The organism is Klebsiella michiganensis, from assembly GCF_015139575.1.
Taxonomy (GTDB): domain Bacteria; phylum Pseudomonadota; class Gammaproteobacteria; order Enterobacterales; family Enterobacteriaceae; genus Klebsiella; species Klebsiella michiganensis.
Genome location: NZ_AP022547.1, coordinates 4973632 through 4999753 on the forward strand (window position 1 = coordinate 4973632; position 26122 = coordinate 4999753).

Below are 26122 nucleotides of genomic sequence, written 5' to 3' on the forward strand. Positions count from 1 at the left end.
GATTAACGTACCTTCAGCGTCGCCAGGCCAATCAGCACCAGCATCAGCGAAATAATCCAGAAACGCACGATAACGCGCGGTTCCGGCCAGCCTTTCAGTTCATAGTGATGGTGAATCGGCGCCATGCGGAAGATGCGCTGACCGCGCAGCTTGAAGGAGCCGACCTGCAGAATCACCGAGAGCGTTTCCACCACAAATACGCCGCCCATAATCACCAGCAGGAATTCCTGGCGCAGCAGCACGGCGATAATCCCCAGCGCGCCGCCGAGTGCCAGCGAACCCACATCGCCCATAAAGACCTGTGCCGGATAGGTGTTAAACCACAGGAAGCCCAGGCCCGCGCCGACAATCGCCGTACAGACGATCACCAGTTCACCGGCGTGACGCAAATAAGGGATATGCAGGTAGTTGGCGAAATTCATGTTCCCGGTCGCCCAGGCAACCAGCGCGAAGCCGGCGGCAACGAATACGGTTGGCATAATCGCCAGCCCATCAAGGCCGTCGGTCAGGTTGACCGCATTACCGGTCCCGACGATAACAAAATAGGCCAGCAGGACGTAGAACAGGCCCAGCTGCGGCATCACGTCTTTAAAGAACGGCACCACCAGCTGAGTCGCCGGCGTATCTTTACCCGCCATATACAGCGCAAAGGCGACGCCCAGCGCAATCACCGACATCCAGAAGTATTTCCAGCGGGCAATCAGGCCCTTGGTATCTTTGCGAACCACCTTACGGTAGTCATCAACGAAGCCGATGATGCCGTAGCCCACCAGTACCGTCAGCACGCACCAGACGTAGGGGTTAGATGGATAGGCCCACAGCAGAACGGAGACAACAATGGCGGTCAGGATCATGATCCCGCCCATGGTCGGCGTACCGCGCTTACTAAAGTGAGATTCCGGGCCATCGTTACGTACAACCTGGCCAAAGGAGAGTTTTTGCAGACGGGCGATCATGCGCGGGCCCATCCACAGAGAGATGAACAGCGCGGTCAGCAGGCTGACAATGGCGCGAAACGTCAGGTAGGAAAAGACGTTAAAGCCTGAATAATATTTGACCAAATGTTCGGCCAGCCATACTAACATGTTCCGTTCTCCTGTAATGCGCGTACTACCACTTCCATGGCGGCACTACGTGAACCCTTCACTAAAATGGTCATAATTTTATGTTCTGCGGTGAGCTCGCGCAGGCGGGTCACCAGCGCGGCCTTCTCGCTAAAATGTTCGCCAATGCCGCTGGCGCCGCTGATCTCTGCGCTCAACGTACCGACGCTCAGTACGCGATCGAGCCCGGCCGCTTTTGCCGCTTCGCCCACCTGACGATGGCACGCCTGGCTTTCCGCGCCGAGTTCGGCCATATCGCCGACGACCAGTACCCGGTAGCCCGGCATCTCAGACAGCACCTGTACCGCAGCGGTCAGCGAGCCGACGTTGGCGTTATAGGAATCATCCAGCAGCAGCTGGCTGTCGGTCAGCTGAATCGGGAATAGCCGCCCCGGTACCGCTTTCAGATCTTTCAGACCCGCTTTGATCGCCTCATGCGTCGCCCCCACCGCCATTGACAGCGCCGCGGCAGCCAGCGCGTTGGCGATGTTATGGCGCCCCGGCAGCGGTAGCAGTACATCAACGCTGCCCGTTGGGGTCTGCAGAGTAAATTCAGTCCCGTGCGAGGTCACATGAACGCTGGTTGCCGTGAAATCGCTGTGGGCGGCGTTCGGCGAAAAACGCCAGGTTTTACGCTCGCCAATCACGCTTTGCCAGTTCAGCCAGTCATTATTGTCGGCGTTCATAATCGCGATGCCGTTGAGCGGCAGACCGGTGTAAATTTCGCCCTTGGCTTTCGCCACGCCTTCCAGAGAGCCAAATCCTTCCAGGTGCGCGGCGGCCAGGTTATTCACTAACGCGGCTTCGGGACGGGTCAGGCTAACGGTCCAGGCAATTTCCCCCTGGTGATTAGCGCCTAACTCGATGACCGCGTAGTCATGTTCTTTGGTAAGACGCAGCAGCGTCATCGGCACGCCGATATCGTTGTTCAGGTTACCTGCGGTATACAGCGTATTGCCGCACTGGCTCAGAATCGCCGCGGTCATCTCTTTAACCGAGGTTTTTCCGGAAGATCCGGTCAGCGCGACCACGCGCGCCGGCACCTGCTGACGCACCCACGCGGCCAGTTCGCCAAACGCCAGACGCGTATCCTTCACCACCACCTGCGGTAGATCGCAGGCCAGATGACGGCTGACCAACAGCGCGCCCGCGCCGGCAGCTTTCGCCTGTTCGGCAAAGTCATGCGCATCAAAGCGCTCGCCTTTTAGCGCCACGAACAGGCAGCCCGCCGTGATTTTACGGGTATCGGAGGTGACGTCATCAATCGCCACATCGCGGCCGTGCAGCTCGCCATGCGTGATGCCGGCGAGCTGGCTGAGAGTCAAGCGAATCATGCTACCGCCCCCAGCAGACGCGCTACGGTGACGCGGTCAGAGTAATCGAGTCGGCGATTGCCGACGATTTGATAGTCCTCGTGGCCTTTGCCCGCCACCAGAACGACGTCGTTTTCTTTCGCCTGCATCACCGCATTAGTGACCGCTTCCGCACGACCTTCCACCGCCCTGGCATGGCCCGCGTCCAGCATGCCGGCCAGAATGTCGTTGATAATCGCCCGCGGCTCTTCGGTGCGCGGGTTGTCGTCGGTGACAACCACGATATCAGCAAACTCTTCGGCGATAGCGCCCATCAGCGGACGCTTGCCTTTGTCGCGATCCCCGCCGCAGCCAAATACGCACCACAGTTTACCGCGACAGTGCAGACGCGCCGCCTGCAGCGCTTTTTCCAGCGCATCAGGCGTGTGGGCATAATCAACGACCACGGTCGGTTTACCCGGCGCGGCGAACACTTCCATACGCCCGCATACCGGCTGCAGGCGCGCGGCGGTTTTCAGCAGATCGGCAAGCGGATAGCCTAGCGCCAGCAGGGTGGCTAAGGCCAGCAGCAGATTGCTGACGTTAAAGGCGCCCATCAGGCGGCTTTCGATCTCGCCGTTCCCCCAGCTGGAGGCAAACTGAATGGTGGCGCCGCTATCGTGATAGCTCACGGCGGTCGCTTTGAGCCAGCGGCCCCGGCAGTTCGGGTTAATGTGATCTTCCATCGATACGGCAACCGCATCCGGCAGCTTCGCCAGCCAGCGGCGACCGACTTCATCGTCCGCATTAACAATCGCCTGCCCGCAATGGTGGGTTGAGTAGAGCAGCCATTTCGCCGCTTCGTAATGTTCCATATCACCGTGGTAATCGAGGTGATCGCGGCTCAGGTTGGTGAAGACCGAGGCGGCAAACTGCAGCGCGGCTACGCGATGCTGCACCAGCCCGTGGGAAGAGACTTCCATCGCGGCGAACGTCGCCCCCTGCCCTGCCAGGCCAGAGAGTACGTGTTGAACATCAACGGCCGAACCGGTGGTGTTTTCCGTTGGGATAACTTTCTCCAGCAGGCCATTGCCTACGGTTCCCATTACCGCGCTGGTTTCCCCCAGCAGCTGCGCCCACTGCGCCAGCAGCTGTGTCGTGGTGGTCTTGCCGTTAGTCCCGGTGACGCCCACCAGGCGCAGTTGTTCCGAAGGCTGATGGTAAAAACGCCCGGCCAGCGCGGATAAGCGCTCGTTGAGTTGGCTCAGATAGATAACCGGCACACCGTGCATTTCACGGATTTCGCCGTCATGGGCCTCATCTTTGGCCTCAGCAATAATGGCAGCAACACCTTGCGCTATCGCCTGCGGGATATAACGACGCCCGTCCGCCTGATGACCTAAAACCGCGACAAAAAGATCGCCAGAAGCAGCCACCCGGCTGTCCAGCGTCATTTCTCGCAGAATTCGCTCCGGCGCATTTGGCACCCACGGAGCGAGAAGGTCGCGCAAATTACGATCTGCCACCTGTTCCCTCGCCTTGATTAATCACTAATTCACTTTTTTCAGCCGTTGCCAGCGCATCCGGTTCAATGTTCATGGTGCGCAGTACGCCTCCCATGATGGCACCGAAGACCGGCGCGGAAACGGCGCCGCCGTAGTATTTACCCGCCTGCGGATCGTTGATCACCACCACCAGCGCAAAGCGCGGATGGCTGGCGGGCGCAACGCCTGCGGTGTAAGCAATGTATTTGTTGATGTAGCGGCCGTCGGGCCCTACTTTTTTCGCCGTACCGGTTTTAATGGCGATGCGATAGCCTTTGATCGCCGCCTTCACGCCGCCGCCGCCGGGCAGCGCCACGCTTTCCATCATATGAACAACGGTACGAACGAGTGATTCCGGGAAGACGCGCTCGCCCGGAACCGGTGGATCAACTTTGGTAATCGACAGCGGGCGATATATGCCGTAGCTGCCGATCGTTGCGTAGACTCGCGCTAACTGTAACGGGGTTACCATTAGCCCATAGCCGAAAGAAAAGGTGGCCCTCTCTATGTCAGACCACCGTTGTTTTTGAGGGTATAAGCCACTGCGTTCTCCGACCAACCCCAAATTGGTCGCTTTTCCGAGTCCAAAACGTGAGTAAGTATCTACTAACGCTGAGGACGGCATCGCTAACGCCAGCTTAGAAACACCGACGTTACTCGACTTCTGTAGTACCCCGGTCAGGGTCAATTCGCTGTAGCGCGCCACGTCTTTGATTTCGTGGCCGTTAATTCGATAGGGAATGGTGTTCAGTACGGTATTTTCGTTAACAATGCCGCGCTGAAGCGCCGTCATCACCACCATCGGCTTCACCGTTGAGCCCGGCTCAAACACGTCGGTGATGGCGCGGTTACGCATCGTATCTTTGGAGGTGCCCGCGAAATTATTCGGGTTGTACGACGGGCTGTTGGCCATCGCCAGCACTTCGCCGGTGTTAACGTCGACCAGAACCGCGGTACCTGACTCCGCTTTGTTGAACGCCACCGCATTATTCAGCTCGCGATACACCAGCGCCTGCAGGCGTTCGTCAATGCTCAGCGCCAGGTTATGCGCGGCCTGGCTATCGGTGGACGAAATATCTTCGATTACCCGACCATAGCGGTCTTTACGCACGATACGCTCGCCGGGCTGGCCGGTAAGCCACTTATCAAAGCTCTTCTCTACGCCCTCAATCCCCTGGCTATCGACGTTAGTGAAGCCAATGAGGTGAGCGGTTACTTCGCCAGACGGATAGTAGCGGCGGGACTCTTCCCGCAGATGAATCCCCGGCAGCTTCAATTTACGGATGTAGTCGGCCATATCAGGGTTCACCTGACGCGCCAGATAGATAAAACGCATCCGTGGATTGGTATTGATGCGCGATGCCAGCTGATCCAGCGGCATATTCAGCGCATCGGCCAGCGCCTTCCAGCGGTTATCCAGGGTCACGCCCCCGGCTTCATGCAGCTCTTTCGGGTCAGCCCAGATAGCTTTTACCGGCACGCTCACCGCCAGCGGGCGGCCGGAACGATCGGTTATCATTCCGCGCGCGGTAGAGACTTCCTGCACGCGCAGAGAACGCATATCGCCCTGGCGTACCAGCATGTCCGGGCTAATCACCTGTAGCCAGGCCACGCGGCCCAGCAGGAAGCCCAGCGCCAGCAGAATACAGCCGCACAGCAACGCAAAACGCCAACTGATAAAGTTGGCCTGTTCTTCCTGACGTTTTGCTTTTGGCGTTTTCGGCGCTGCTTTCATGCGTCGCAATAATCCTTATTTCTGTACAACGATATTTTCTTGTGATGGATCGACGTGCTGCATCTGCAGCTTCTCGGTCGCGATCCGCTCAACCCGACTGTGATCGCCGAGAGCATTTTCTTCGAGGATCAGGTTGCGCCATTCAATATCCAGCGCGTCGCGTTCCAGCACCAGCTGTTCGCGCTGCGCGGTTAAGAGGCGAGTATGGTGCGCCGTTGTCACCACCGTAATCGCCGTAATAATGATGCAAATGAACAGGCAGAGTGGCAGCTTCCCAAACCGCAGAAGGTCGTCTCCGATCACGCCAGGCAAAGCATGGCGCTCGTTGCTTCCTATCGACCCTTTCACCTTGCTTAGGGCTTCTGTCACTCTGCCGATCATGCGTTCGTCCTCTCTGCAATACGCAGAACTGAACTACGGGCACGAGGATTTTCAGCTACCTCTTTTTCGCCCGGCATCAACTTGCCTAATGCTCTTAGCTCACGGCCGCCCAGTTTTTTAAGCTGCTCTTCGGTCATCGGTAACCCTGCCGGAACCTGCGGACCGCGGCTTTGCTCGCGCATAAAGCGCTTCACAATACGGTCTTCCAGCGAGTGGAAACTGATGATTGAGAGCCGCCCGCCCGGGGCCAGCACGCTGAGCGAGCTTTTTAGCGCCTGCTCTATCTCCTCCAGTTCACTGTTCACCCAAATGCGCACCGCCTGGAAGGTACGGGTCGCGGGATGTTTGAATTTATCTTTCACCGGCGTCGCCGCCGCAACGACCTCCGCCAGCTCTTTGGTACGCGTCATCGGTTCCACGCGGTTGCGTTCAACGATGGCGCGGGCAATGCGTTTACCAAAGCGCTCTTCGCCGAAGGTTTTGATGACCCAGGCGATATCGGCTTCGTCGGCGGTTTGTAGCCATTCAGCGGCTGACTGGCCGCGCGTCGGATCCATGCGCATATCCAGCGGACCATCGCGCATAAAAGAGAAGCCACGTTCAGCGTCATCCAGCTGCGGTGAGGAGACGCCAAGATCGAGCAGAATACCGTCGATCTTGCCGGTTAGATTGCGCTCGCCAACATAGTCGGCCAGCTGAGAAAAAGGACCATGAACGATGGAAAAGCGGGGATCATCGATAGTTTTCGCGACGGCGATAGCCTGCGGGTCGCGATCGATCGCCAGCAGGCGTCCCTCCGCTCCCAGCTGGGAGAGAATCAGGCGCGAGTGGCCGCCGCGGCCAAAGGTACCATCAATGTAGATACCGTCAGGACGAATATTCAGGCCATTAACGGCTTCATCCAGAAGTACCGTAGTGTGTTTATAATTTTCCATCATTTTACAAAGACAAATCCTGCAGGCGCTCCGACAGTTCCCCGGAAGCGGACTGCTCAGCGTCGATATCTTCCTTGACCCGTTGATACCAGGTCGTTTCGTCCCACAGCTCAAACTTATTGAACTGCCCGACCAGCATCACTTCTTTTGTCAGCCCGGCGTGTTGCCGCAGCACCGGGGCGATTAATAGCCTCCCGGCGCTATCCATCTGACATTCGCTGGCATGTCCCAGAAGCAAACGCTGTACGCGCCGCTCGGTGGGGTTCATGCTCGATAAACGCGATAATTTTTGCTCGATGATTTCCCATTCAGGCAAAGGGTAAAGCAGCAGGCACGGGTGATGGATGTCAATGGTGCATACCAATTGACCGGAAGCGTTCTCGATCAGCCCGTCGCGGTAGCGCGTCGGTACGGCCAGACGGCCTTTACTGTCGAGATTGACTAACGTTGCCCCACGGAACATGCCAGCCTCACCCCTTTTCGCCACTTTACCCCACAAATTCCCACAAGAAGGAGTTTACGGAGCGGAGGAAAAGCTTGTCAAGCCAGCACGGATGCCAACAGAGCTCAAAAACCCATTATTTACAGCCGATATTCGCCCTGAGGAAAAATCAACCAACAAACGAGGCAAATTAACGTTATGAATATCGGTAAGAAAACAACCAACAAACTTGTAACAGTTAAAGCAGCAAAATATCTTCGAAGGGAAAATATAAAGTGTCAGTTTGCGACGCGAGCGGCATTTTAGGCCATTCTGATGACCGTTAACAGCACCAGTTTTCACAGGAGAGGCACTCTTACTGCGGGGTACAGCGCTTATCGCTACCATAATAGCGAGGAAATGAGTGTTAATTCAGCAACTCACCCGCTGAATGTAACAAAATAATACAAATAAATACGCTAATCCTTTTATGGGCTAATTAAACCGTGGAATAAATGGCACGAAGAATAAAATTAAAAGAGATGTCAGGAAGATTAAGGATTTGTCTGAAAGATCCTTAACCCTGCAATTTTTACGTCATCTCAGCGGATTATCGCCAGACGCGTCTCCGTCTGGCGAATGCTCTACGAATAATCCTGGTCACGCGCTTAGCGGCGATTCAGGCTGCCGCGACGATAAAGATTGCGCCGGATACGGCTTAACCCTGGTTTCGGCTTACGCGGTTCATCAAGGCTGGCGAGCACGATCTCCAGCACGCGCTCCGCCACGTCGCGGTGGCGCTGGGCCACGGCTAAAACGGGACACTGGAGGAAATCCAGCAGCTCATTATCGCCAAAAGTGGCAATAGCCAGCTCGGAAGGCAGCTTCCCTTCCCGGCGCAGCGTGATGTCCATCACGCCCTGCAGTAGCGGAAACGAAGTCGTAAACAGCGCCTGAGGCATTGGATGCGTTTCCAGCCACTTTTCAAAGAGCTGCGCCGCGGCTTCGCGCTCGTAGCTGTTTGCATAGAGGAAATGCACCTCTCGCGGATCGTCCTTCCATGCCGTACGGAATCCCTGCTCGCGCAGGAAGCTCACCGAAAGCTCCGGCAGCGCGCCAAGGTACAGCACCGTTTCAGCCGGAAACTTACGCAATTCCGCACCGAGCATTTCAGCATCGTCCTGATCGGCGCCCACCACGCTGGTGAAGTGCTCTCGATCGAGCGCGCGGTCGAGCGCGACAATCGGGAACGGATCGTTAGCCCAGCGCTGATAGAACGGATGTTCAGGCGGTAATGAGGTGGAAACGATTATCGCGTCGACCTGACGCTGCAGCAGATGCTCAATGCAGCGCATTTCGTTATCCGGCTGATCCTCGGAGCAGGCGATCAATAGCTGATAGCCGCGCTGGCGCGCCTGACGCTCCAGGTAATTAGCGATGCGCGTATAGCTGGTGTTTTCCAGGTCCGGGATAACCAGACCAATGGACCGCGTACGTCCTGCACGCAAGCCTGCAGCAACCGCATTCGGATGATAGTTGTGCTCACGAACCACCGCCATCACCTTTTCAACAGTTTTATCGCTAACGCGATACTGCTTCGCTTTCCCATTAATCACATAGCTAGCGGTCGTTCGCGAGACACCGGCCAGCCGGGCGATTTCATCCAGTTTCACAATTGCCCCTTGGGTAATAAGTACAGAACATAACCATTCTTCAGGTATGGATTCGTTTTTATAACATCTAAGCGCAGAAAAGTAAGCGCAGCAACCGCTTTAGTCCACAGTTCCCACCGATTTCGCAAAAAAATAGCCCGACAGGCTGTGTCGGGCTATTTTTACGTCGGTTTCAGCGGCTCAGCGCATGATTTTGTCGCCGCGCGACAATCCGACTACGCCCGAGCGGGCGACTTCAACAATTCGCGCCACGTCGCGCAGCGAAGCCAAAAACGCATCCAGCTTATCGCTGGTTCCCGCCAGCTGAACGGTATAGATAGACGGCGTGACGTCGATAATTTGCCCACGGAAGATTTCCGTATTGCGCTTGACCTCATCGCGTCCATAGCCGCTGGCCTGGACCTTCACCAGCATAATTTCACGCTCAACGTGCGCGCCTTGTCCGAGCTCGTTAACGCGCAGCACGTCTACCAGCTTGTGCAGCTGCTTTTCTATCTGCTCAATCGCTTTCTCATCGCCAACGGTTTGAATCGTCATTCTGGATAACGTCGGATCGTCCGTCGGCGCTACCGTCAGGCTTTCAATATTATAACCGCGCTGTGAAAAGAGGCCGATCACGCGGGATAGCGCGCCCGATTCGTTCTCCAGTAATACTGATAATATCCGGCGCATAATCAGGTCCTCTCCGTTTTGCTCAGCCACATCTCGTCCATACCGCCGCCGCGAATCTGCATGGGGTATACATGCTCACTGCCGTCAACCGTTACATCAACGAAAACCAGTCGATTATTACGCACCTGCTCCAGCGCCTCAGCGAGCTTCGCTTCCAGCTCCTGCGGGTCGCTGATACGAATCCCCACGTGGCCGTAGGCTTCCGCGACGCGAGCAAAATCAGGCAATGACTCCATATAGGATTGTGAATGACGGCCAGAGTAAAGCATATCCTGCCACTGCTTCACCATCCCGAGGTAGCGGTTATTGAGGTTCAGCACCAGCACCGGCAGCTCGTACTGCAGCGCGGTGGAGAGCTCCTGAATATTCATCTGGATGCTGCCATCGCCGGTCACGCAAATCACCGTTTCTTCCGGCAGCGCCATCTTCACGCCCAGCGCGGCGGGAAGGCCAAATCCCATCGTTCCCAGACCACCTGAGTTGATCCAGCGCCGCGGTTTGTCGAAAGGATAATAAAGCGCCGCGAACATTTGATGCTGACCCACATCGGACGTCACGTACGCATCGCCGTGCGTCAGCCGCCAGATGGTCTCAATTACCGCCTGCGGTTTAATCTTGCCGCTTTGCGTGTCGTACTGCAGGCAATGACGCGCGCGCCACTGCTCAATCTGCTGCCACCAGTCGCGGATTTCATCCAGCGGCTGCTGCGTCTCTTCATGGTCGAGCAGTTCCAGCATCTGTTCCAGTACCAGGCGGGCGTCGCCAACGATAGGCACGTCGGCAGGAACGGTCTTGGATATCGAAGTGGGATCGATATCAATATGCAGCACCGTCGCGTTCGGACAGTACCTGGCCAGATTATTCGTTGTACGATCGTCGAAGCGCACGCCGACGGCGAAAATCACGTCGGAATGGTGCATGGTCATATTGGCTTCATAGGTCCCATGCATGCCCAGCATCCCTAACGCCTGCTGGTGCGAGGCAGGGAAGGCGCCCAGCCCCATCAGCGAAGACGCCACCGGCAGCTTCAGTTTCTCAACCAGCGCGAACAGCTGCGGTTCACATTGCGCATTAATCGCCCCGCCACCGACGTAAACCACCGGTTTTTTGGCCGCCACCAGCGTCTGCAGCGCACGTTTAATCTGCCCTTTATGACCCGACGTCGTCGGATTATAAGAGCGCATGCTGACCGTATCTGGCCAGGCGTACGGCAGTTTTTTCGCCGGATTGAGAATATCTTTCGGTAGATCCACGACGACCGGGCCGGGACGCCCGCTGGCCGCCAGCCAGAACGCTTTTTTCAGCACGCCGGGAATATCTTCGGTTTGCTTAACCAGAAAGCTGTGTTTTACCACCGGTCGGGAGATCCCCACCATGTCGCACTCCTGGAAAGCATCGTAGCCAATTAAGGACGTCGCGACCTGGCCGGAAAGAATCACCAGCGGAATGGAATCCATATAAGCCGTCGCAATGCCGGTAATCGCGTTAGTCGCCCCCGGACCCGAGGTCACCAGGACTACCCCGACCTCGCCCGTTGCGCGCGCAAGGCCATCCGCCATATGCACGGCAGCTTGCTCATGGCGGACCAGTACGTGATCGATTCCGCCAAGGGTATGTAACGCATCATAGATATCGAGGACCGCGCCCCCGGGATAACCGAACACCTGCTTGACGCCCTGATCGACCAGCGACTGGACGACCATTTCGGCTCCTGACAACATCTCCATGGTTTGCCTCCCGGCTTATAGTTTTTAACGACAGCGGAATCCGATTTCCGCGCGCTCGCACAAGACGAAGCGCAAAAGCTTCGTCCTGAGGTGAATAGACTGCATGCCGTTACCATAACTGCTCGCTAACGGGCAGGCAATTGGCGACCGTCGGCACCTAAGAGGCATTAAAAGGATAAAAGAAAGGTTCGCAGCTAAAACACGGTGAAAAACTTCGGAGATAAGAAAATATGATAGTCAATGCTCGGGGAAAATAACCAACTACAGCAAATCATCCATTTTTTAACGGGCAGCGCCGGGGGCGGACAAGCGCAAACAGAATAAAATTCTACGTTTAGTGATTTTTGTCACACAAAGCAGGAGCCGAAGCCCCCGTTTGTATCGCGACCGTTTAGCGCTGGCAGATATTGACCAGCAATTCTTCCATCCACTGATGCCCTTTATCACGGCCCGCCGCTTCATGCCATGAAAGATAGCAGGTACGGCTATTCACTTTCAGCGGCAACGGTAATATTTGCAGATCCAGCTTATCGGCAAACTCGCTGGCTAACCAGCGCGGTGCGATAGCAACCATATTGGTCTGGGAAACCACATTTAATACGCTGACCATCGCGTTACCTTGATAAGCAATACGCGATTGTTTATCCGCGGTGTCATACCACGGCTGGCTAAATGAAGCGTAGCGATCGAGCGCGACAACCGCGTGCTCCTCCTGATAAATATCATTTTCCATCATTGGGCCAGAAATACGCGGATGTTTCCGGCTCGCCACCAGCACCATTTCATCTTTAAATAAAGGCACGCAGGCAAACTCAGGGCGACGAAACTCTTCATAACCAATAACGAATTCAATTTCCTGATAACGTAATTGATGTTCCGTGTTTTGATTCAATGCCGATTTAAAGACCAAATGAATGTTGGGCGCAATCTCGCCAACTTTATTGAAAATAACCGAAGTCAATGCATTATCCAGCGGGCTGCAAACGCATAAATTAAAGACCCGCTCGCTGCTGAGCGGCTCGAAGCCCGAGCCCGGCAACTCGTTCTGCACTAATTGTAATGCCTGTCGTACAGAACCAAATAGCTGATAAGCACGCGCCGTTGGCTGGATGCCGCGCCCATAACGAACAAACAGCTCATCATTAAACATCACCTTCAGTCTTGATACGGCATTGCTGACCGCCGGCTGCGACATCCCCAGGGAATGTGCCGCACGGGTGATATTTTGTTCCTGCATTACCGCATCAAATACGGTTAACAGATTCAGGTCGACCATTCTCAGCTGAGGTTTTGCGTTTTCCACCTCTGAGTCCGGCTTATATTCAGTATTTTCTTTTAACATATTTAACTCCACTGTCACGCTAAATTCCCTTTGCCAAAGTGCAGTAATTAATTCTGAAAATATCATTTACCATGCATATGACATTTACAAAAGGGCAAAGATGAATTTTAGGAATATATTAAGGTTATGAGTGGCGACGAAAATTCTGCGGTTGAACGTACTCGCAACCCCCTAACCATATTGTTTACTTGATAAAACCAAGTGTACCCATAAATATCAAAAATAAACAATAACAGCAGCGGTTAACTATAATTTAAGCACTATTACAATATCGGTTTAAGCTGCCCTTAACATTCACATTTTATTATCATTGATAATTCCCCCTTACAAACATGGACACATTCAGCAAACAAATAAATTCAGCTATTTCATTAAGATATGATTCTGGCCAGGCGCGCTATCCTTGCGGCTCTCAGCGAAAATCAAAATTATCAAATAGTGAAAATATCTCAACATGCGCTGATGTCCTAAAAAGGATCATCGGCAAAAAAGCGCGATCGTCAGCACAATTAGCTAATTCTTCTCGCGGGTAAAAAGACCTTTTCTTCACCCAAGGGTTGACATCAAACCCCATATCCAGTAACTCTAAATGCATAACGATTTCATCTGGAGCATGACGCAATGATTCGCAGCATTCGCTTTCTCAGCCTACTACTACTAAACGCATCCATTTTGCGCGGTAGGCTGTTGGGCGACGTTCATCGTTAAGTCATCTTCCAGCAAGACTATAAAACCCGCGCCAATGCGCGGGTTTTTTTATGCTCGTAAGCAAGGCGCCAGGACACAGACCAAGGATCTAAACCATGAGCCAGCAAGTCATTATTTTCGATACGACCTTACGCGACGGTGAACAAGCGTTACAAGCCAGCCTGAGTGTGAAAGAGAAACTGCAGATTGCTATGGCCCTGGAGCGGATGGGCGTTGACGTCATGGAAGTGGGCTTCCCAGTCTCGTCTCCAGGCGACTTTGAATCTGTGCAAACCATCGCGCGCACGATCAAAAACAGCCGCGTTTGCGCCCTGGCCCGCTGCGTAGAAAAAGATATCGATGTTGCAGCAGAATCATTAAAAGTGGCGGAAGCGTTCCGTATTCACACTTTTATCGCCACCTCGCCGATGCATATCGCCACCAAGCTGCGCAGTAACCTGGATGAGGTTATTGAACGTGCCATCTATATGGTGAAGCGCGCACGCAACTACACTGACGATGTCGAGTTTTCCTGTGAAGACGCTGGCCGTACGCCGATTGCCGATCTGGCTCGCGTCGTTGAAGCCGCGATTAATGCAGGCGCAACGACCATCAATATTCCGGATACCGTCGGCTACACCATGCCGTTCGAATTCGCCAACATCATCACCGGTTTGTACGAACGCGTGCCTAACATCGACAAGGCCATTATCTCCGTCCATACCCATGACGACTTAGGCATCGCGGTCGGTAACGCCCTCGCAGCGGTCCACGCCGGCGCTCGCCAGGTTGAAGGCGCGATGAACGGTATCGGCGAACGCGCCGGCAACTGCTCGCTGGAAGAAGTGATCATGGCGATTAAAGTGCGCAAAGACATTATGAATGTGCACACCCGCATTAATCACCAGGAAATCTGGCGTACCAGCCAGACCGTCAGCCAGATTTGCAATATGCCGATCCCTGCCAACAAAGCTATCGTCGGAACCGGCGCCTTTGCCCACTCTTCCGGTATTCACCAGGACGGCGTGCTGAAGAATCGCGAAAACTACGAAATCATGACGCCGGAATCTATCGGTCTGAACCAGGTGCAGCTGAACCTGACCTCACGCTCCGGCCGCGCGGCGGTGAAACACCGTATGGAAGAGATGGGCTATAAAGACACCGACTACAACATGGACCATCTGTATGACGCGTTCCTCAAGCTGGCGGATAAAAAGGGCCAGGTATTTGACTATGACCTGGAAGCGTTAGCCTTCATTAATAAACAGCAGGAAGAACCGGAGCATTTCCGCCTGGATTACTTCAGCGTGCAGTCCGGCTCCAGCGATATCGCAACCGCCTCCGTGAAGCTGGCATGCGGTGATGAAACAAAAGCTGAGGCCGCCAACGGTAACGGCCCGGTGGACGCCATTTATCAGGCCATTAACCGCATCACCGGCTATGAGATTGAGCTGGTCAAATATGACCTCAACGCCAAGGGTCAGGGTAAGGATGCGCTGGGCCAGGTGGACATCGTGGCGAACTACAACGGCCGCCGCTTCCACGGCGTGGGTCTGGCGACGGATATCGTGGAATCTTCCGCGAAAGCCATGGTTCACGTCCTGAACAATATCTGGCGCGCCGCTGAAGTCGAAAAAGAATTGCAACGCAAAGCTCAGAATAAAGAGAACAATAAGGAAACCGTGTAATGTCGAAGAATTACCATATTGCTGTTTTACCAGGTGATGGTATTGGCCCGGAAGTCATGAACCAGGCGATGAAAGTACTGGAAGCCGTTCGCCACCGTTTTGATATGCGCATTACCACCAGCCAGCACGACGTCGGCGGTGTCGCCATCGATCGTCAGGGCACTCCCCTGCCGCAGACTACCGTCGAAGGCTGCGAACAGGCCGACGCGATCCTGTTTGGCTCCGTTGGCGGACCGAAATGGGAGCACCTGCCGCCCGCGGAGCAGCCGGAGCGCGGCGCGCTGCTGCCCCTGCGTAAGCATTTCAAATTATTCAGCAACCTGCGCCCGGCTAAGCTGTACCAGGGCCTGGAAGAGTTTTGCCCGCTGCGCGCCGATATCGCCGCTAACGGCTTCGACATTTTATGCGTCCGCGAACTGACCGGCGGCATTTACTTCGGCCAGCCGAAAGGCCGTGAAGGCAGCGGCCAGCATGAGAAAGCGTTCGATACCGAGGTGTATCATCGCTTTGAGATTGAGCGTATCGCCCATATTGCGTTCGAGTCCGCCCGCAAGCGTCGCCACAAAGTGACCTCGATTGATAAAGCGAACGTGCTGCAGTCTTCTATTTTGTGGCGTGAAATCGTTAGTGAAGTCAGTAAGCAGTATCCTGACGTTGAGCTGTCGCATATGTATATCGACAACGCCACCATGCAGCTGATCAAAGATCCGTCCCAGTTTGACGTCCTGCTGTGCTCCAATCTTTTCGGCGACATCCTGTCTGACGAATGCGCCATGATTACCGGTTCAATGGGCATGCTGCCGTCCGCCAGCCTCAACGAGCAAGGCTTTGGTTTATATGAACCCGCAGGCGGCTCCGCGCCGGATATCGCCGGTAAAAACATCGCTAACCCCATCGCGCAGATCCTCTCCCTGGCGCTGCTGCTGCGCTATAGCCTGGATGCCGATAACGCGGCAAGCGCGATTGAAAATGCGATCAACCGCGCATTAGAAGAAGGCGTACGTACCGGCGATTTAGCGCGCGGCGCGGCGGCGGTCAGTACCGATGAAATGGGCGATATCATTGCCCGCTATGTCGCTGAAGGGGTGTAATCATGGCGAAGACGTTATACGAAAAGTTGTTTGATGCTCACGTGGTTTATGAAGCGCAAAACGAAACCCCGCTGCTGTATATTGACCGTCATCTGGTTCACGAAGTGACCTCACCGCAGGCGTTTGACGGTCTGCGCGCCCACAAACGCCCGGTACGTCAGCCGGGCAAAACCTTCGCCACGATGGATCACAACGTTTCAACGCAGACGAAAGACATTAACGCGTCCGGCGAAATGGCGCGTATCCAGATGCAGGAGTTAATTAAAAACTGCAAAGAGTTCGGCGTGGAACTGTACGATCTGAACCACCCTTTCCAGGGCATCGTCCACGTGATGGGGCCGGAACAGGGCGTCACCCTGCCGGGTATGACCATCGTCTGCGGCGACTCACACACGGCAACCCATGGCGCATTCGGCGCGCTGGCCTTCGGTATCGGCACCTCTGAAGTCGAGCACGTCCTGGCTACGCAAACGCTGAAGCAGGGCCGCGCTAAAACCATGAAGATCGAAGTCAAAGGTAAAGCGGCTCCGGGCATCACCGCCAAAGACATCGTTCTGGCGATCATCGGTAAAACCGGCAGCGCCGGCGGTACCGGGCACGTTGTTGAATTTTGCGGCGAAGCCATTCGCGATTTAAGCATGGAAGGCCGCATGACCCTGTGCAATATGGCTATCGAAATGGGCGCGAAAGCAGGCCTGGTGGCGCCTGACCAGACCACATTTGATTACGTGAAAGGCCGCCTGCACGCGCCGAAAGGCAAGGATTTTGACGAAGCCGTCGCTTACTGGAAAACCCTGACCACCGATGATGGCGCGACATTTGACAGCGTTGTCACCCTGCAGGCGGAAGAGATTGCCCCGCAGGTCACCTGGGGCACCAACCCAGGCCAGGTCATCTCCGTCACCGATATCATCCCGGACCCGGCATCATTCACCGACCCGGTAGAGCGCGCGAGCGCGGAAAAAGCGCTGGCCTATATGGGCCTGAAATCTGGCGTACCGTTAACCGACGTGGCGATTGATAAAGTCTTTATCGGCTCCTGCACCAACTCGCGTATCGAAGACTTACGCGCGGCGGCCGAAATCGCGAAAGGCCGCAAAGTCGCGCCGGGCGTTCAGGCGCTGGTCGTGCCAGGCTCTGGTCCGGTAAAAGCGCAGGCCGAAGCCGAAGGCCTGGATAAAATCTTTATTGAAGCCGGTTTTGAGTGGCGTTTACCCGGCTGCTCCATGTGCCTGGCGATGAACAACGACCGCCTGAACCCGGGCGAGCGCTGCGCCTCCACCAGCAACCGTAACTTTGAAGGCCGTCAGGGCCGCGGCGGGCGCACTCACCTGGTCAGCCCGGCCATGGCAGCCGCGGCGGCCGTTACCGGTCATTTCGCCGATATCCGTAGCTTGAAATAAGGAAACCATCATGGCAGAGAAATTTACCCAACATACCGGCCTGGTGGTTCCGCTGGACGCCGCGAACGTCGATACCGATGCAATCATTCCAAAGCAGTTCCTGCAGAAAGTCACGCGTACCGGTTTTGGCGCCCATCTGTTTAACGACTGGCGCTTCCTGGACGACAAAGGCGAACAGCCTAACCCGGAATTCGTGCTGAACTTCCCGGAATATAAAGGCGCCTCTATCCTGCTGGCGCGGGAAAACTTCGGCTGCGGCTCTTCGCGCGAGCACGCGCCGTGGGCGCTGACCGATTACGGTTTTAAAGTCGTCATCGCGCCGAGCTTCGCCGATATCTTCTACGGCAACAGCTTTAACAATCAGCTGCTGCCGGTCACCCTGAGCGAAGCGCAGGTCGATGAGCTGTTTAAGCTGGTCCACTCTCAGCCGGGCATTAAGTTTGAAGTCGATCTGGAAGCCGAAGTGGTTAAAGCAGGCGATAAATCTTACAGCTTTAAAATTGACGCTTTCCGCCGCCACTGCATGCTGAACGGTCTGGACAGCATCGGCCTGACTTTGCAGCATGAAGAGGCGATCTCAGCCTATGAGAAAAAACAGCCGGCCTTTATGAATTAAGGCAGCCGCCATGTATATCTCAGCCCGGACCGCGATCCGGGCTTTTTTTTCGCCGGTAAAAATGAGATCTGGCGCACATATATCAATATTCGTCGCTATAACGGGGCGACATTTTCGCCGCGATAAAAATAAATCATTATCAATTGGGCATCTATTCAATCATTCCCCTACTCTTTTTGTGTCATTCCACAAGTACAAGTAAAAAATCGATTGAAATATTTAAGGTAAAAACACTAATGTGTAAATAAATTGTTAATCCCATAGAATCACGCTATAGCTCCGCGCAAAAAAAAGCATTATTTTTCTATTAAACGCCTCGTTATCTTTCCCCACAGAGAAATATTAACTTTGGACAGGCCAGAATCGCCGTAAAAGGCTATCAGGCATCCAGTGGAGAGAGCATATGAGCCACTATCCCCATCTTTTTTCCCCGTTGACCATTAACGGAATGACAATAAAAAACCGCATCATCATGCCGCCAATGGGCACTAACCTGGCGAGCCTGAACGGGGAAGTCACGCAGGAGCAGATTGACTACTATGAGCTACGCGCGCGGGGCGGCACAGGACTCATCACTATCGAGAATATTTGCATCGATTTTCCTTTCGCCTCTAACGGCACTACGCAGCTGCGTATCGATAACGATCAATATATTCCGCGCCTGTTCAAATTAACCGAAACCTTACATAAACACGGCGCCTGCGTCAGTATTCAATTAAACCACGCCGGCGCGTCGGCCTATGCGTATCGCCTGAACGGCGAAATGCCGCTGTCTTCTTCCAGCACGCCGTCCAAAAAGAACGGGAATATCCCCCGCCCGATGACGCACGATGAGATATATCATGCCGTCGATAAATTTGGTGACGCGGCGGAGCGCGTTCGCCGCGCTGGATTCGACTGCGTGGAAATTCACGCCGGCCACTCTTATTTAATTAGCCAGTTTTTATCACCGCTGTTTAATAAGCGCACCGATGAATTTGGCGGCAGCGTAGAGAATCGCGCCAGAATATTAACCCTAATCGTCGATAAGGTACGGGCCTGCGTAGGCCCGCGTTTTCCGGTCAGCCTGCGTATTAGCGCCGATGACTTTCTGAAAGGTGGAAATACGCTCGAAGACTCCTTGCAGATCCTCGAACTGTGTCAGGAAAAAGTGGATATTATCAACGTCTCCGCCGCGCAAAACGACAACCTCAATTTCCAGATTGACCAGATGTCTCTGGAAGATGGCTGGAAGCGCTACCTCTCTCGCGCGGTACGCGACAAATTCCACAAGCCCACGGTGATAGCCGGCAACATCCGTACCCCGAAAGTCGCCGAAGATATTATCGCCAGCGGCGATGCCGACCTGATTGCCATTGGCCGCGGCCTGATCGCCGAGCCGGAGTGGGTGCAAAAAGTTCAAAGCGGCAACGAACGTTTGATGCGGAAATGCATCTCCTGCAATATTGGCTGCGCGGATCACCGCATCGCCCGCTCCCGCCCTCTTCGCTGCTCGATCAACCCGGATATCATCCACGGCGACGCGTATAAGCAGCAGCGCGTGATCCGCGATACCAACGTCGTGGTCATCGGCGCGGGTACGGCGGGAATGGAAGCGGCCTGCACCGCGGCTGAAGTCGGCTGTCATACCTGGCTGCTGGAAGAGAAGCACAGCATCGGCGGACTGGCCAGCGAGATCTCCCTGCTGCCGGAGAAAAAGCGTATCGCTGATTTTCCGCAGTTTATGAAAAACCGTATCGCCTCGCTCGATAACCTGATGCTGCAGGTCGGCAGACGCGCCACCGTGGCGTCCGTTTCCGCTCTTCGCCCGGATTTAATCGTCAACGCCACCGGTTCAGTGCCCCTGCTGCCGCCCATTGAAGGACTGCGCGAGAACATCGATGTCGAAGGCGGGAACGTCTTCTCCATTACCAACATGATTCATCATCTGGACCAGTTTGCCGATGCTACAGGTAAACGCATCGCCGTCGTCGGCGCAGGCGCCGTGGGTCTGGACGTCATCGAGTACTTCTCCGCGCGCGGTGCCAGCGCCGTGCTTATCGAGATGCAGGACGCGCCGGGTCGCGATCTGGACATCATTACCAAAAACGCCATGTTGACCATGCTGGATGAACATCACGTGGAACAGCACATGCGCACGCAGCTGGTTGCCGTCACCCCGACGCATTTCACCGTTAAAAATGCGGATGGCACCTTCGACATTCCTTTCGATTACGGCTTCGTCTGCCTGGGAATGCGCGCCAACACCGCCGGTCTCACTGAGATTGAACAATGGGCCAGAGCCAATAACGTAAAAATAATGAACATCGGCGACAGCCTGATGGCCCGGCGAATCATTGATGGCGTGCGCGAAGGGCGCAACGTGCTGGACACCCTCGAAGATATGGGGGCTCTCGGCAACCGCGAATCGACAAAAATTCCATTTCTAACATATTGAGGATTTTATCATGGCAGAACGTATTACCGGACATACCGAGCTGATTGGCCTGATTGCGACTCCGATTCGCCACAGCATGTCGCCAACCATGCATAACGAAGCTTTTGCTCATCTGGGGCTGGACTACGTTTACCTGGCGTTCGAAGTCGGTAACGAAGAGCTGAAAGACGTGGTACAGGGCTTTCGCGCGTTAAAACTGCGCGGCTGTAACGTCTCCATGCCGAACAAAACGGAGATTTGCCAGTATCTGGACAAGCTCTCGCCGGCGGCAGAACTGGTTGGCGCGGTGAATACCGTGGTGAACGACAATGGCGTACTGACCGGCCACATTACCGATGGCACCGGCTATATGCGCGCGCTCAAAGAAGAGGGCATTGATATCATCGGCAAAAAAATGACCGTTCTGGGCGCAGGCGGCGCGGCAACCGCGCTCTGCGTTCAGGCCGCGCTCGATGGCGTCAAAGCGATCTCCATCTTTAACCGCAAAGATAAGTTCTTCGCCAATGCAGAACAGACCGTCGCCAAAATCCGTAATAACACCAACTGCGAGATCCACCTGTTCGATCTGGACGATCATGACAAACTGCGCGCGGAAATCGACAGCAGCGTCATTCTGACCAACGCCACCGGCGTGGGGATGAAACCGTTTGAAGGCCAGATGCTGCTGCCTGACGACAGCTTCCTGCGCCCGGATCTGATCGTTTCTGACGTGGTCTATAACCCACGCAAAACTTATCTGCTGGAAGTGGCCGAGAAAAAAGGCTGCCGCACCATCAACGGTCTGGGGATGATGCTCTGGCAAGGCGCGCGCGCTTTTGAAATCTGGACGGGCAAAGAAATGCCGGTTGAACACGTCAAAAATATCCTGTTCTAAGGATGGGCGCGATGAAAAATCCATATGTCCCAACGGCGGCTGGGCTCTATCTTAACTACCTGATCCACGGCATGGGGGTTTTGTTAATTACCCTCAATATGGCGAATCTGCAGGAACAGTGGGGAACCGACGCTGCCGGCGTCTCCATCGTCATTTCGTCGCTCGGGATCGGTAAGCTCGCCACGATCGTCACAGGATTCCTGTCCGACCGTTTTGGCCGTAAACCTTTTATCTATCTCGGCATCGCCAGCTATCTGGTGTTTTTCCTCGGTATTTTACTGACGAAAAACATTTATATGGCCTACTTCTTCGGCATTATGGCCGGTCTGGCAAACAGCTTCCTCGATTCCGGAACCTATCCGGCGTTGATGGAGTCTTTCCCTAACTCCGCCAGCCGGGCAAATGTGCTGATCAAAGCCTTTGTCTCTGCCGGGCAGTTCCTGCTGCCGTTCATTATCGGTGCGCTGATTTGGGCGAATATGTGGTACGGATGGTCGTTTATCATCGCCGCTGTATTGATGATTATTAGCGCTATCTACCTGATAAAAATGCCTTTCCCGGACCATCGGGCGAAAAAGGAAACCGCAGAAAAATCGTCGGTCGCCGCCGTTGCCCCGCAGGCGAACGCCGGCAAGCTGGATATGGCCATCTTTACCCTGTACGGCTATATCGGTATGGCGACTTTTTATCTGGTCAGCCAGTGGTTAGCGCAGTACGGCGAGTTCGTTGCCGGCATCCCGCACGAGTCGGCCATTAAACTCCTGAGCGTCTATACTGCCGGTTCCCTGACGTGCGTGTTCGTCACCGCGGCCTTTGTCAAAGAGGTATTTAGCTCGGCCGTCGCCATGATCGTTTACACTTTCCTGTCGATGATGTCACTGCTGATCGTTTGCCTGTTCCCTACGCCAATGATAGTGACCGGCTTCGCCTTTATCATCGGCTTTGCCGCCGCCGGCGGCGTGCTGCAGATAGGCGCGACCATTATGGCCATGAGCTTCCCGAACGGAAAAGGCAAAGCCACCGGGATCTTTTATACCGCAGGAAGTCTGGCCAGCTTTACGATCCCGCTGATCACGGCAAAACTGTCGAAGATGGGTATCGCCAGCATTATGTGGTTCGATCTTCTGATCGCGATCGTCGGCTTTGTGATCGCCCTGTACATCGGTTATCGTCAGCTTCAGGTTCGCGCCGCTGCAAAAACATCCCGGGTTGCAGCAACCGCCTGATGGTCAATGACAAAAAGAATAATGGATACCAACATGACTCAAGCAGTAACAGTAAAAAACATCACCTTCCAGGAAGGGGAAACCTTAATCTGCGTACCGCTGATCGGCAAAACGCTTGCCGAGCTGCAGACTAACGCGCGCGCGCTGGCTACCGCCGGAGCCGATATTATCGAGTGGCGCGTCGATCACTTCACACAGGTCAGAGAAACGGAGCAGGTACTGCTGGCGCTCGGCGAGATTCGCCAGCTGCTGAAAGAGATCCCGCTGCTGTTCACCTTCCGCAGTAAAAAAGAGGGTGGCGAAACGGAAATCAGCGACGAAGCCTATTTTGAGCTGAATCGCCAGGCGGCCGTTAGCGGTCTGACCGACGTGATTGATATCGAGCTGTTCAACGACGAAGCGCAAATTCGCTCGCTGGTGAGCGATGCCCACGCTGCGGGCGTCAAAGTTATCATGAGCAATCACGATTTCCATAAAACGCCGGCTCAGGAAGATATCATCTACCGCCTGCGCCGCATGCAGGATCTTGGCGCTGACCTGCCGAAGATCGCGGTTATGCCGCAGTCGCCGCAGGATGTCCTGACCCTGCTCTCGGCAACCCTGACGATGAAAGAGAAGTACGCGACTCGGCCGTTAATCACCATGTCGATGGGTAAATCCGGCGGCGTGAGCCGGGTAACCGGCCGTTTGTTCGGTTCAGCAATGACCTTCGGTACCGTCGGCCAGGCTTCTGCGCCAGGGCAAATCGCCATTACCCAACTGCGTGAACTGATGGATATTCTTTCCTGATAAAACTTCGCCCGGGGGTCACCCTCCGGGCGATGTTGCTAGCGGATTTTTTGGCTGTCATTAATAATGACATCTTTAAATGACTGAATCGCCGGAGAAAGTACCCGCTCTTTCATCGTTGCCAGATAGATATAACGTGGAGGAATCGCATTTTTAATCGTCAGGATATGCACGTTGTAATACGAGAGCGCGGAAATTCGCGGCATAATCGCAATACCGTAATCAATACTGACCAGCCCCGCCATCGCCGTATCCTCATCAACGTAGCAGGCAATATCCGGCACCAGCTTTTGCTGCATAAACACGTTATCAATAAAGGGGCGTAACCCGCTATTTTCTGAAAAATAGATATAGGGATAGTGGATAGTCTCCACCAGGTCGACTTCATTTTCATAGAGCCTGGCCAGAGGGTGATCTTTTGCCGTCACCACGACCAGCTCCTGCTGAATAATAGGAATAAAGTCGATATCAGGCTCATCCGCAATATAGGAACAAATCGCCAGGTCGCTTTTCCCGGCCTTCAGTTCCTGCAGAAGCGTTAACGACGTTCCCTGAGTAAAAGAAAATGTCACATTGTGACGAGATGGTGAAAGGGAATATTTATTAATTAACTGCGGAACAACATATTCGCCCATGGTATAAATAAACGCAATGCGAATATTTTCCTTGTTCTCGTCGCTATTTTTTTGCAACGTCATGCGGCCATTCTCTAATGAGGCCAGGGCATCTTCGACGTAGGGCAGAAAGCGCTTACCATTCTGTGTAATTTTGACATTGCGCCCTTTCCTGGCAAATAGCGCCACGCCAAGCTCTTTCTCTAGCTCAGATATGGCGTGGCTTAGCGAGGGTTGAGTGATAAAAAGACTGGAGGCGGCTTCAGTGTAGTGCTCGGTTTCTGCCAGCCGCTTAAAATAATAAAGTTGCTTTAGGTTCATTATTTTTGCTCGTATAATATAAGAATAAAACTCATGCCCCTAATATACCATACAGGCTATCGATGATGAGCCGAAAAGGAGAAATATCGGGGTCATATCAAATATTGTTATGCCATGTCACAGAAGCCGTAACAAAGCGTGACTTATCATCGATAGCGTCAACGTCAAATAGAATATTTTTGCCTGCATAAATTCATGCAAAAATATTTTAAACTTTAAAGGAAATCACTATGAGGACGATCGATGCTCAGGAACGGCCGATTTTGCCGTCGGCCACGCAAAAGCGAACTAAAACGCGAATTGTAATTTTAATGTTACTATCGATAGGGACGATGATAAATTATCTCGATCGGACTATTTTAGGTGTTGTTGCGCCCAAGTTAACGAGCGAAATAGATATTGACCCGGCCATGATGGGGATCGTTTTTTCCGCTTTCGCCTGGACCTACGCTCTGGCGCAAATTCCCGGCGGGATGTTTCTCGATCGCTTCGGCAATAAGCTGACCTACGCGCTTTCTATTTTTTTCTGGTCAACCTTTACCTTACTGCAAAGCTTTTCTGTCGGCCTAAAATCGCTGCTGCTGCTGCGTTTAGGCTTAGGCATCAGCGAAGCCCCCTGTTTCCCGGTTAATAGCCGTGTCGTCAGTAAATGGTTTCCGCAGCATGAACGCGCCCGGGCAACGGCGACTTACACCGTCGGTGAATATATTGGCCTGGCCGCATTCTCTCCGCTCCTTTTTTTAATTCTGGAGCATCATGGCTGGAGAACGCTATTTTTCCTGACCGGTGGGTTGGGTATTGCGTTTACTTTTGTATGGTGGAAGTTTTATCACGAGCCACATGAATCAAAAACGGCAAATAAAGAAGAGCTGGAGTATATCGGCGTAGAAAATACGACATCCGTCAATGAAAATATCCCTTTCAACTGGCATGATGCGAAACGTCTACTGTGCTGCCGGCAAATCATCGGCGCCAGCCTTGGTCAATTTGCCGGTAACACCACGCTGGTTTTCTTCCTGACATGGTTCCCGACTTATCTGGCTAACGAACGTCACCTCCCCTGGCTTCACGTGGGTTTCTTCGCCTCCTGGCCGTTCCTGGCCGCGGCTATCGGTATCTTTTTCGGCGGTTGGGTATCCGATAAAATAATAAAGAAAACCAACTCGGTAAATATTAGCAGAAAGCTGCCAATTATTTCCGGACTGCTACTGTCGAGCTGCATCATCATTGCTAACTGGGTCGATAGCAACACCGCAGTCATTATTATTATGTCGATTGCATTTTTTGGCCAGGGTATGGTTGGCCTCGGCTGGACGCTTATTTCTGACATTGCCCCGAAGAATATGGGCGGATTGACCGGCGGCATCTTCAACTTCTGTGCTAATATGGCATCAATTATTACCCCATTAATTATTGGGGTTATCATATCCATGACCGGTAATTTTTTCTACGCGCTGATTTATATCGGTTTAACCGCGCTGGTTGGCGTTATCGCGTATGTTTTTATTATCGGCGATATTAAAAGGATCGTGTTGAAATAATCTGTCCAGC

At 54.1% G+C, this 26122-nt stretch carries 22 protein-coding genes; 10 read left to right on the plus strand and 12 right to left on the minus strand.

Annotated elements, in window-relative coordinates; all coding sequences use genetic code 11:
• Nucleotides 1–2: 2 nt before the first annotated feature.
• The 11 genes from mraY to leuO form a co-directional block, all read right to left on the minus strand.
• On the minus strand, nucleotides 3–1085 hold the full coding sequence (gene mraY, locus JLG71_RS23320) for a phospho-N-acetylmuramoyl-pentapeptide-transferase (protein WP_004098585.1): 1083 nt from the start codon (nucleotides 1083–1085) through the stop codon (nucleotides 3–5).
• Entirely contained in the window at nucleotides 1079–2437 is a 1359-nt protein-coding gene (gene murF, locus JLG71_RS23325) for a UDP-N-acetylmuramoyl-tripeptide--D-alanyl-D-alanine ligase (RefSeq protein WP_048262406.1), read from the minus strand. The genes mraY and murF overlap by 7 nt, the downstream gene beginning before the upstream one ends.
• Nucleotides 2434–3921, minus strand: coding sequence for a UDP-N-acetylmuramoyl-L-alanyl-D-glutamate--2,6-diaminopimelate ligase (murE, locus tag JLG71_RS23330; protein WP_071846144.1), 1488 nt, complete (start codon nucleotides 3919–3921; stop codon nucleotides 2434–2436). The genes murF and murE overlap by 4 nt, the downstream gene beginning before the upstream one ends.
• Nucleotides 3908–5674: a peptidoglycan glycosyltransferase FtsI gene (locus JLG71_RS23335; RefSeq protein WP_004098582.1), complete on the minus strand. Its 1767-nt coding sequence runs from the start codon at nucleotides 5672–5674 to the stop codon at nucleotides 3908–3910. Before JLG71_RS23335 ends, murE begins: the two co-directional genes overlap by 14 nt.
• A gap of 15 nt (nucleotides 5675–5689) precedes the next feature.
• Nucleotides 5690–6055, minus strand: coding sequence for a cell division protein FtsL (gene ftsL / locus JLG71_RS23340; RefSeq protein ID WP_002888550.1), 366 nt, complete (start codon nucleotides 6053–6055; stop codon nucleotides 5690–5692).
• On the minus strand, nucleotides 6052–6993 hold the full coding sequence (rsmH, locus tag JLG71_RS23345; RefSeq protein WP_004098579.1) for a 16S rRNA (cytosine(1402)-N(4))-methyltransferase RsmH: 942 nt from the start codon (nucleotides 6991–6993) through the stop codon (nucleotides 6052–6054). The genes ftsL and rsmH overlap by 4 nt, the downstream gene beginning before the upstream one ends.
• Before the next feature lies 1 nt (nucleotide 6994).
• Complete coding sequence (mraZ, locus tag JLG71_RS23350) at nucleotides 6995–7453, minus strand: division/cell wall cluster transcriptional repressor MraZ (RefSeq protein WP_009654608.1); 459 nt, start codon at nucleotides 7451–7453, stop codon at nucleotides 6995–6997.
• 626 nt (nucleotides 7454–8079) lie between these two features.
• Entirely contained in the window at nucleotides 8080–9084 is a 1005-nt protein-coding gene (cra, locus tag JLG71_RS23355) for a catabolite repressor/activator (protein WP_200913846.1), read from the minus strand.
• 180 nt (nucleotides 9085–9264) lie between these two features.
• Entirely contained in the window at nucleotides 9265–9756 is a 492-nt protein-coding gene (ilvN, locus tag JLG71_RS23360) for an acetolactate synthase small subunit (RefSeq protein ID WP_004098573.1), read from the minus strand.
• A gap of 2 nt (nucleotides 9757–9758) precedes the next feature.
• Nucleotides 9759–11483, minus strand: coding sequence for an acetolactate synthase 3 large subunit (gene ilvI, locus JLG71_RS23365; RefSeq protein WP_025106489.1), 1725 nt, complete (start codon nucleotides 11481–11483; stop codon nucleotides 9759–9761).
• 391 nt (nucleotides 11484–11874) lie between these two features.
• A complete protein-coding gene (gene leuO, locus JLG71_RS23370; RefSeq protein WP_086073947.1) occupies nucleotides 11875–12843 on the minus strand; it encodes a transcriptional regulator LeuO in 969 nt (322 codons plus the stop codon).
• A gap of 603 nt (nucleotides 12844–13446) precedes the next feature.
• Here leuO and leuL point away from each other — a divergent pair.
• From leuL to aroD, 9 genes are all read left to right on the plus strand, one after another.
• Nucleotides 13447–13533 carry a leu operon leader peptide gene (gene leuL, locus JLG71_RS28650; protein ID WP_009654551.1) on the plus strand — a complete coding sequence of 29 codons (87 nt, stop codon included), beginning with the start codon at nucleotides 13447–13449 and terminating at the stop codon, nucleotides 13531–13533.
• 95 nt (nucleotides 13534–13628) lie between these two features.
• The gene (gene leuA, locus JLG71_RS23380; RefSeq protein WP_004098567.1) at nucleotides 13629–15200 is read left to right on the plus strand and encodes a 2-isopropylmalate synthase; all 1572 of its coding nucleotides are present in this window, start codon (nucleotides 13629–13631) and stop codon (nucleotides 15198–15200) included.
• Entirely contained in the window at nucleotides 15200–16291 is a 1092-nt protein-coding gene (leuB, locus tag JLG71_RS23385; RefSeq protein WP_200913847.1) for a 3-isopropylmalate dehydrogenase, read from the plus strand. The genes leuA and leuB overlap by 1 nt, the downstream gene beginning before the upstream one ends.
• 2 nt (nucleotides 16292–16293) lie before the next feature.
• A complete protein-coding gene (leuC, locus tag JLG71_RS23390; RefSeq protein ID WP_025106487.1) occupies nucleotides 16294–17694 on the plus strand; it encodes a 3-isopropylmalate dehydratase large subunit in 1401 nt (466 codons plus the stop codon).
• Between the two features lie 10 nt (nucleotides 17695–17704).
• Nucleotides 17705–18310 carry a 3-isopropylmalate dehydratase small subunit gene (gene leuD, locus JLG71_RS23395; RefSeq protein ID WP_014227913.1) on the plus strand — a complete coding sequence of 202 codons (606 nt, stop codon included), beginning with the start codon at nucleotides 17705–17707 and terminating at the stop codon, nucleotides 18308–18310.
• A 403-nt stretch (nucleotides 18311–18713) separates the two neighbouring features.
• Entirely contained in the window at nucleotides 18714–20747 is a 2034-nt protein-coding gene (locus JLG71_RS23400) for an oxidoreductase (protein WP_064377744.1), read from the plus strand.
• A gap of 10 nt (nucleotides 20748–20757) precedes the next feature.
• Nucleotides 20758–21621: a shikimate dehydrogenase gene (locus JLG71_RS23405; RefSeq protein WP_004108154.1), complete on the plus strand. Its 864-nt coding sequence runs from the start codon at nucleotides 20758–20760 to the stop codon at nucleotides 21619–21621.
• An 11-nt stretch (nucleotides 21622–21632) separates the two neighbouring features.
• A complete protein-coding gene (locus tag JLG71_RS23410) occupies nucleotides 21633–22847 on the plus strand; it encodes an MFS transporter (protein ID WP_047724498.1) in 1215 nt (404 codons plus the stop codon).
• A gap of 33 nt (nucleotides 22848–22880) precedes the next feature.
• Nucleotides 22881–23636 carry a type I 3-dehydroquinate dehydratase gene (gene aroD, locus JLG71_RS23415; RefSeq protein WP_014837399.1) on the plus strand — a complete coding sequence of 252 codons (756 nt, stop codon included), beginning with the start codon at nucleotides 22881–22883 and terminating at the stop codon, nucleotides 23634–23636.
• A gap of 38 nt (nucleotides 23637–23674) precedes the next feature.
• On the opposite strand, the gene JLG71_RS23420 is transcribed toward aroD, so the two are convergent.
• On the minus strand, nucleotides 23675–24571 hold the full coding sequence (locus JLG71_RS23420; protein ID WP_014227908.1) for a LysR family transcriptional regulator: 897 nt from the start codon (nucleotides 24569–24571) through the stop codon (nucleotides 23675–23677).
• A 230-nt stretch (nucleotides 24572–24801) separates the two neighbouring features.
• Between JLG71_RS23420 and JLG71_RS23425 the strand changes: the two genes are divergently transcribed.
• Entirely contained in the window at nucleotides 24802–26112 is a 1311-nt protein-coding gene (locus JLG71_RS23425; RefSeq protein ID WP_025106482.1) for an MFS transporter, read from the plus strand.
• Nucleotides 26113–26122: the final 10 nt, after the last annotated feature.

Excerpts from the sequence above, each read along its gene's own strand:
- JLG71_RS23425 (WP_025106482.1), top strand. The coding sequence starts at position 24,802 with ATGAGGACGATCGATGCTCAGGAACGGCCGATTTTGCCGTCGGCCACG.
- JLG71_RS23420 (WP_014227908.1), bottom strand. The coding sequence starts at position 24,571 with ATGAACCTAAAGCAACTTTATTATTTTAAGCGGCTGGCAGAAACCGAG.
- aroD (WP_014837399.1), top strand. The coding sequence starts at position 22,881 with ATGACTCAAGCAGTAACAGTAAAAAACATCACCTTCCAGGAAGGGGAA.
- leuL (WP_009654551.1), top strand. The coding sequence starts at position 13,447 with ATGATTCGCAGCATTCGCTTTCTCAGCCTACTACTACTAAACGCATCC.
- ilvI (WP_025106489.1), bottom strand. The coding sequence starts at position 11,483 with ATGGAGATGTTGTCAGGAGCCGAAATGGTCGTCCAGTCGCTGGTCGAT.
- ilvN (WP_004098573.1), bottom strand. The coding sequence starts at position 9,756 with ATGCGCCGGATATTATCAGTATTACTGGAGAACGAATCGGGCGCGCTA.
- JLG71_RS23405 (WP_004108154.1), top strand. The coding sequence starts at position 20,758 with ATGGCAGAACGTATTACCGGACATACCGAGCTGATTGGCCTGATTGCG.
- JLG71_RS23335 (WP_004098582.1), bottom strand. The coding sequence starts at position 5,674 with ATGAAAGCAGCGCCGAAAACGCCAAAAGCAAAACGTCAGGAAGAACAG.
- leuC (WP_025106487.1), top strand. The coding sequence starts at position 16,294 with ATGGCGAAGACGTTATACGAAAAGTTGTTTGATGCTCACGTGGTTTAT.
- JLG71_RS23400 (WP_064377744.1), top strand. The coding sequence starts at position 18,714 with ATGAGCCACTATCCCCATCTTTTTTCCCCGTTGACCATTAACGGAATG.
- murF (WP_048262406.1), bottom strand. The coding sequence starts at position 2,437 with ATGATTCGCTTGACTCTCAGCCAGCTCGCCGGCATCACGCATGGCGAG.
- mraZ (WP_009654608.1), bottom strand. The coding sequence starts at position 7,453 with ATGTTCCGTGGGGCAACGTTAGTCAATCTCGACAGTAAAGGCCGTCTG.
- leuD (WP_014227913.1), top strand. The coding sequence starts at position 17,705 with ATGGCAGAGAAATTTACCCAACATACCGGCCTGGTGGTTCCGCTGGAC.
- mraY (WP_004098585.1), bottom strand. The coding sequence starts at position 1,085 with ATGTTAGTATGGCTGGCCGAACATTTGGTCAAATATTATTCAGGCTTT.
- leuA (WP_004098567.1), top strand. The coding sequence starts at position 13,629 with ATGAGCCAGCAAGTCATTATTTTCGATACGACCTTACGCGACGGTGAA.
- leuB (WP_200913847.1), top strand. The coding sequence starts at position 15,200 with ATGTCGAAGAATTACCATATTGCTGTTTTACCAGGTGATGGTATTGGC.
- rsmH (WP_004098579.1), bottom strand. The coding sequence starts at position 6,993 with ATGATGGAAAATTATAAACACACTACGGTACTTCTGGATGAAGCCGTT.
- JLG71_RS23410 (WP_047724498.1), top strand. The coding sequence starts at position 21,633 with ATGAAAAATCCATATGTCCCAACGGCGGCTGGGCTCTATCTTAACTAC.
- ftsL (WP_002888550.1), bottom strand. The coding sequence starts at position 6,055 with ATGATCGGCAGAGTGACAGAAGCCCTAAGCAAGGTGAAAGGGTCGATA.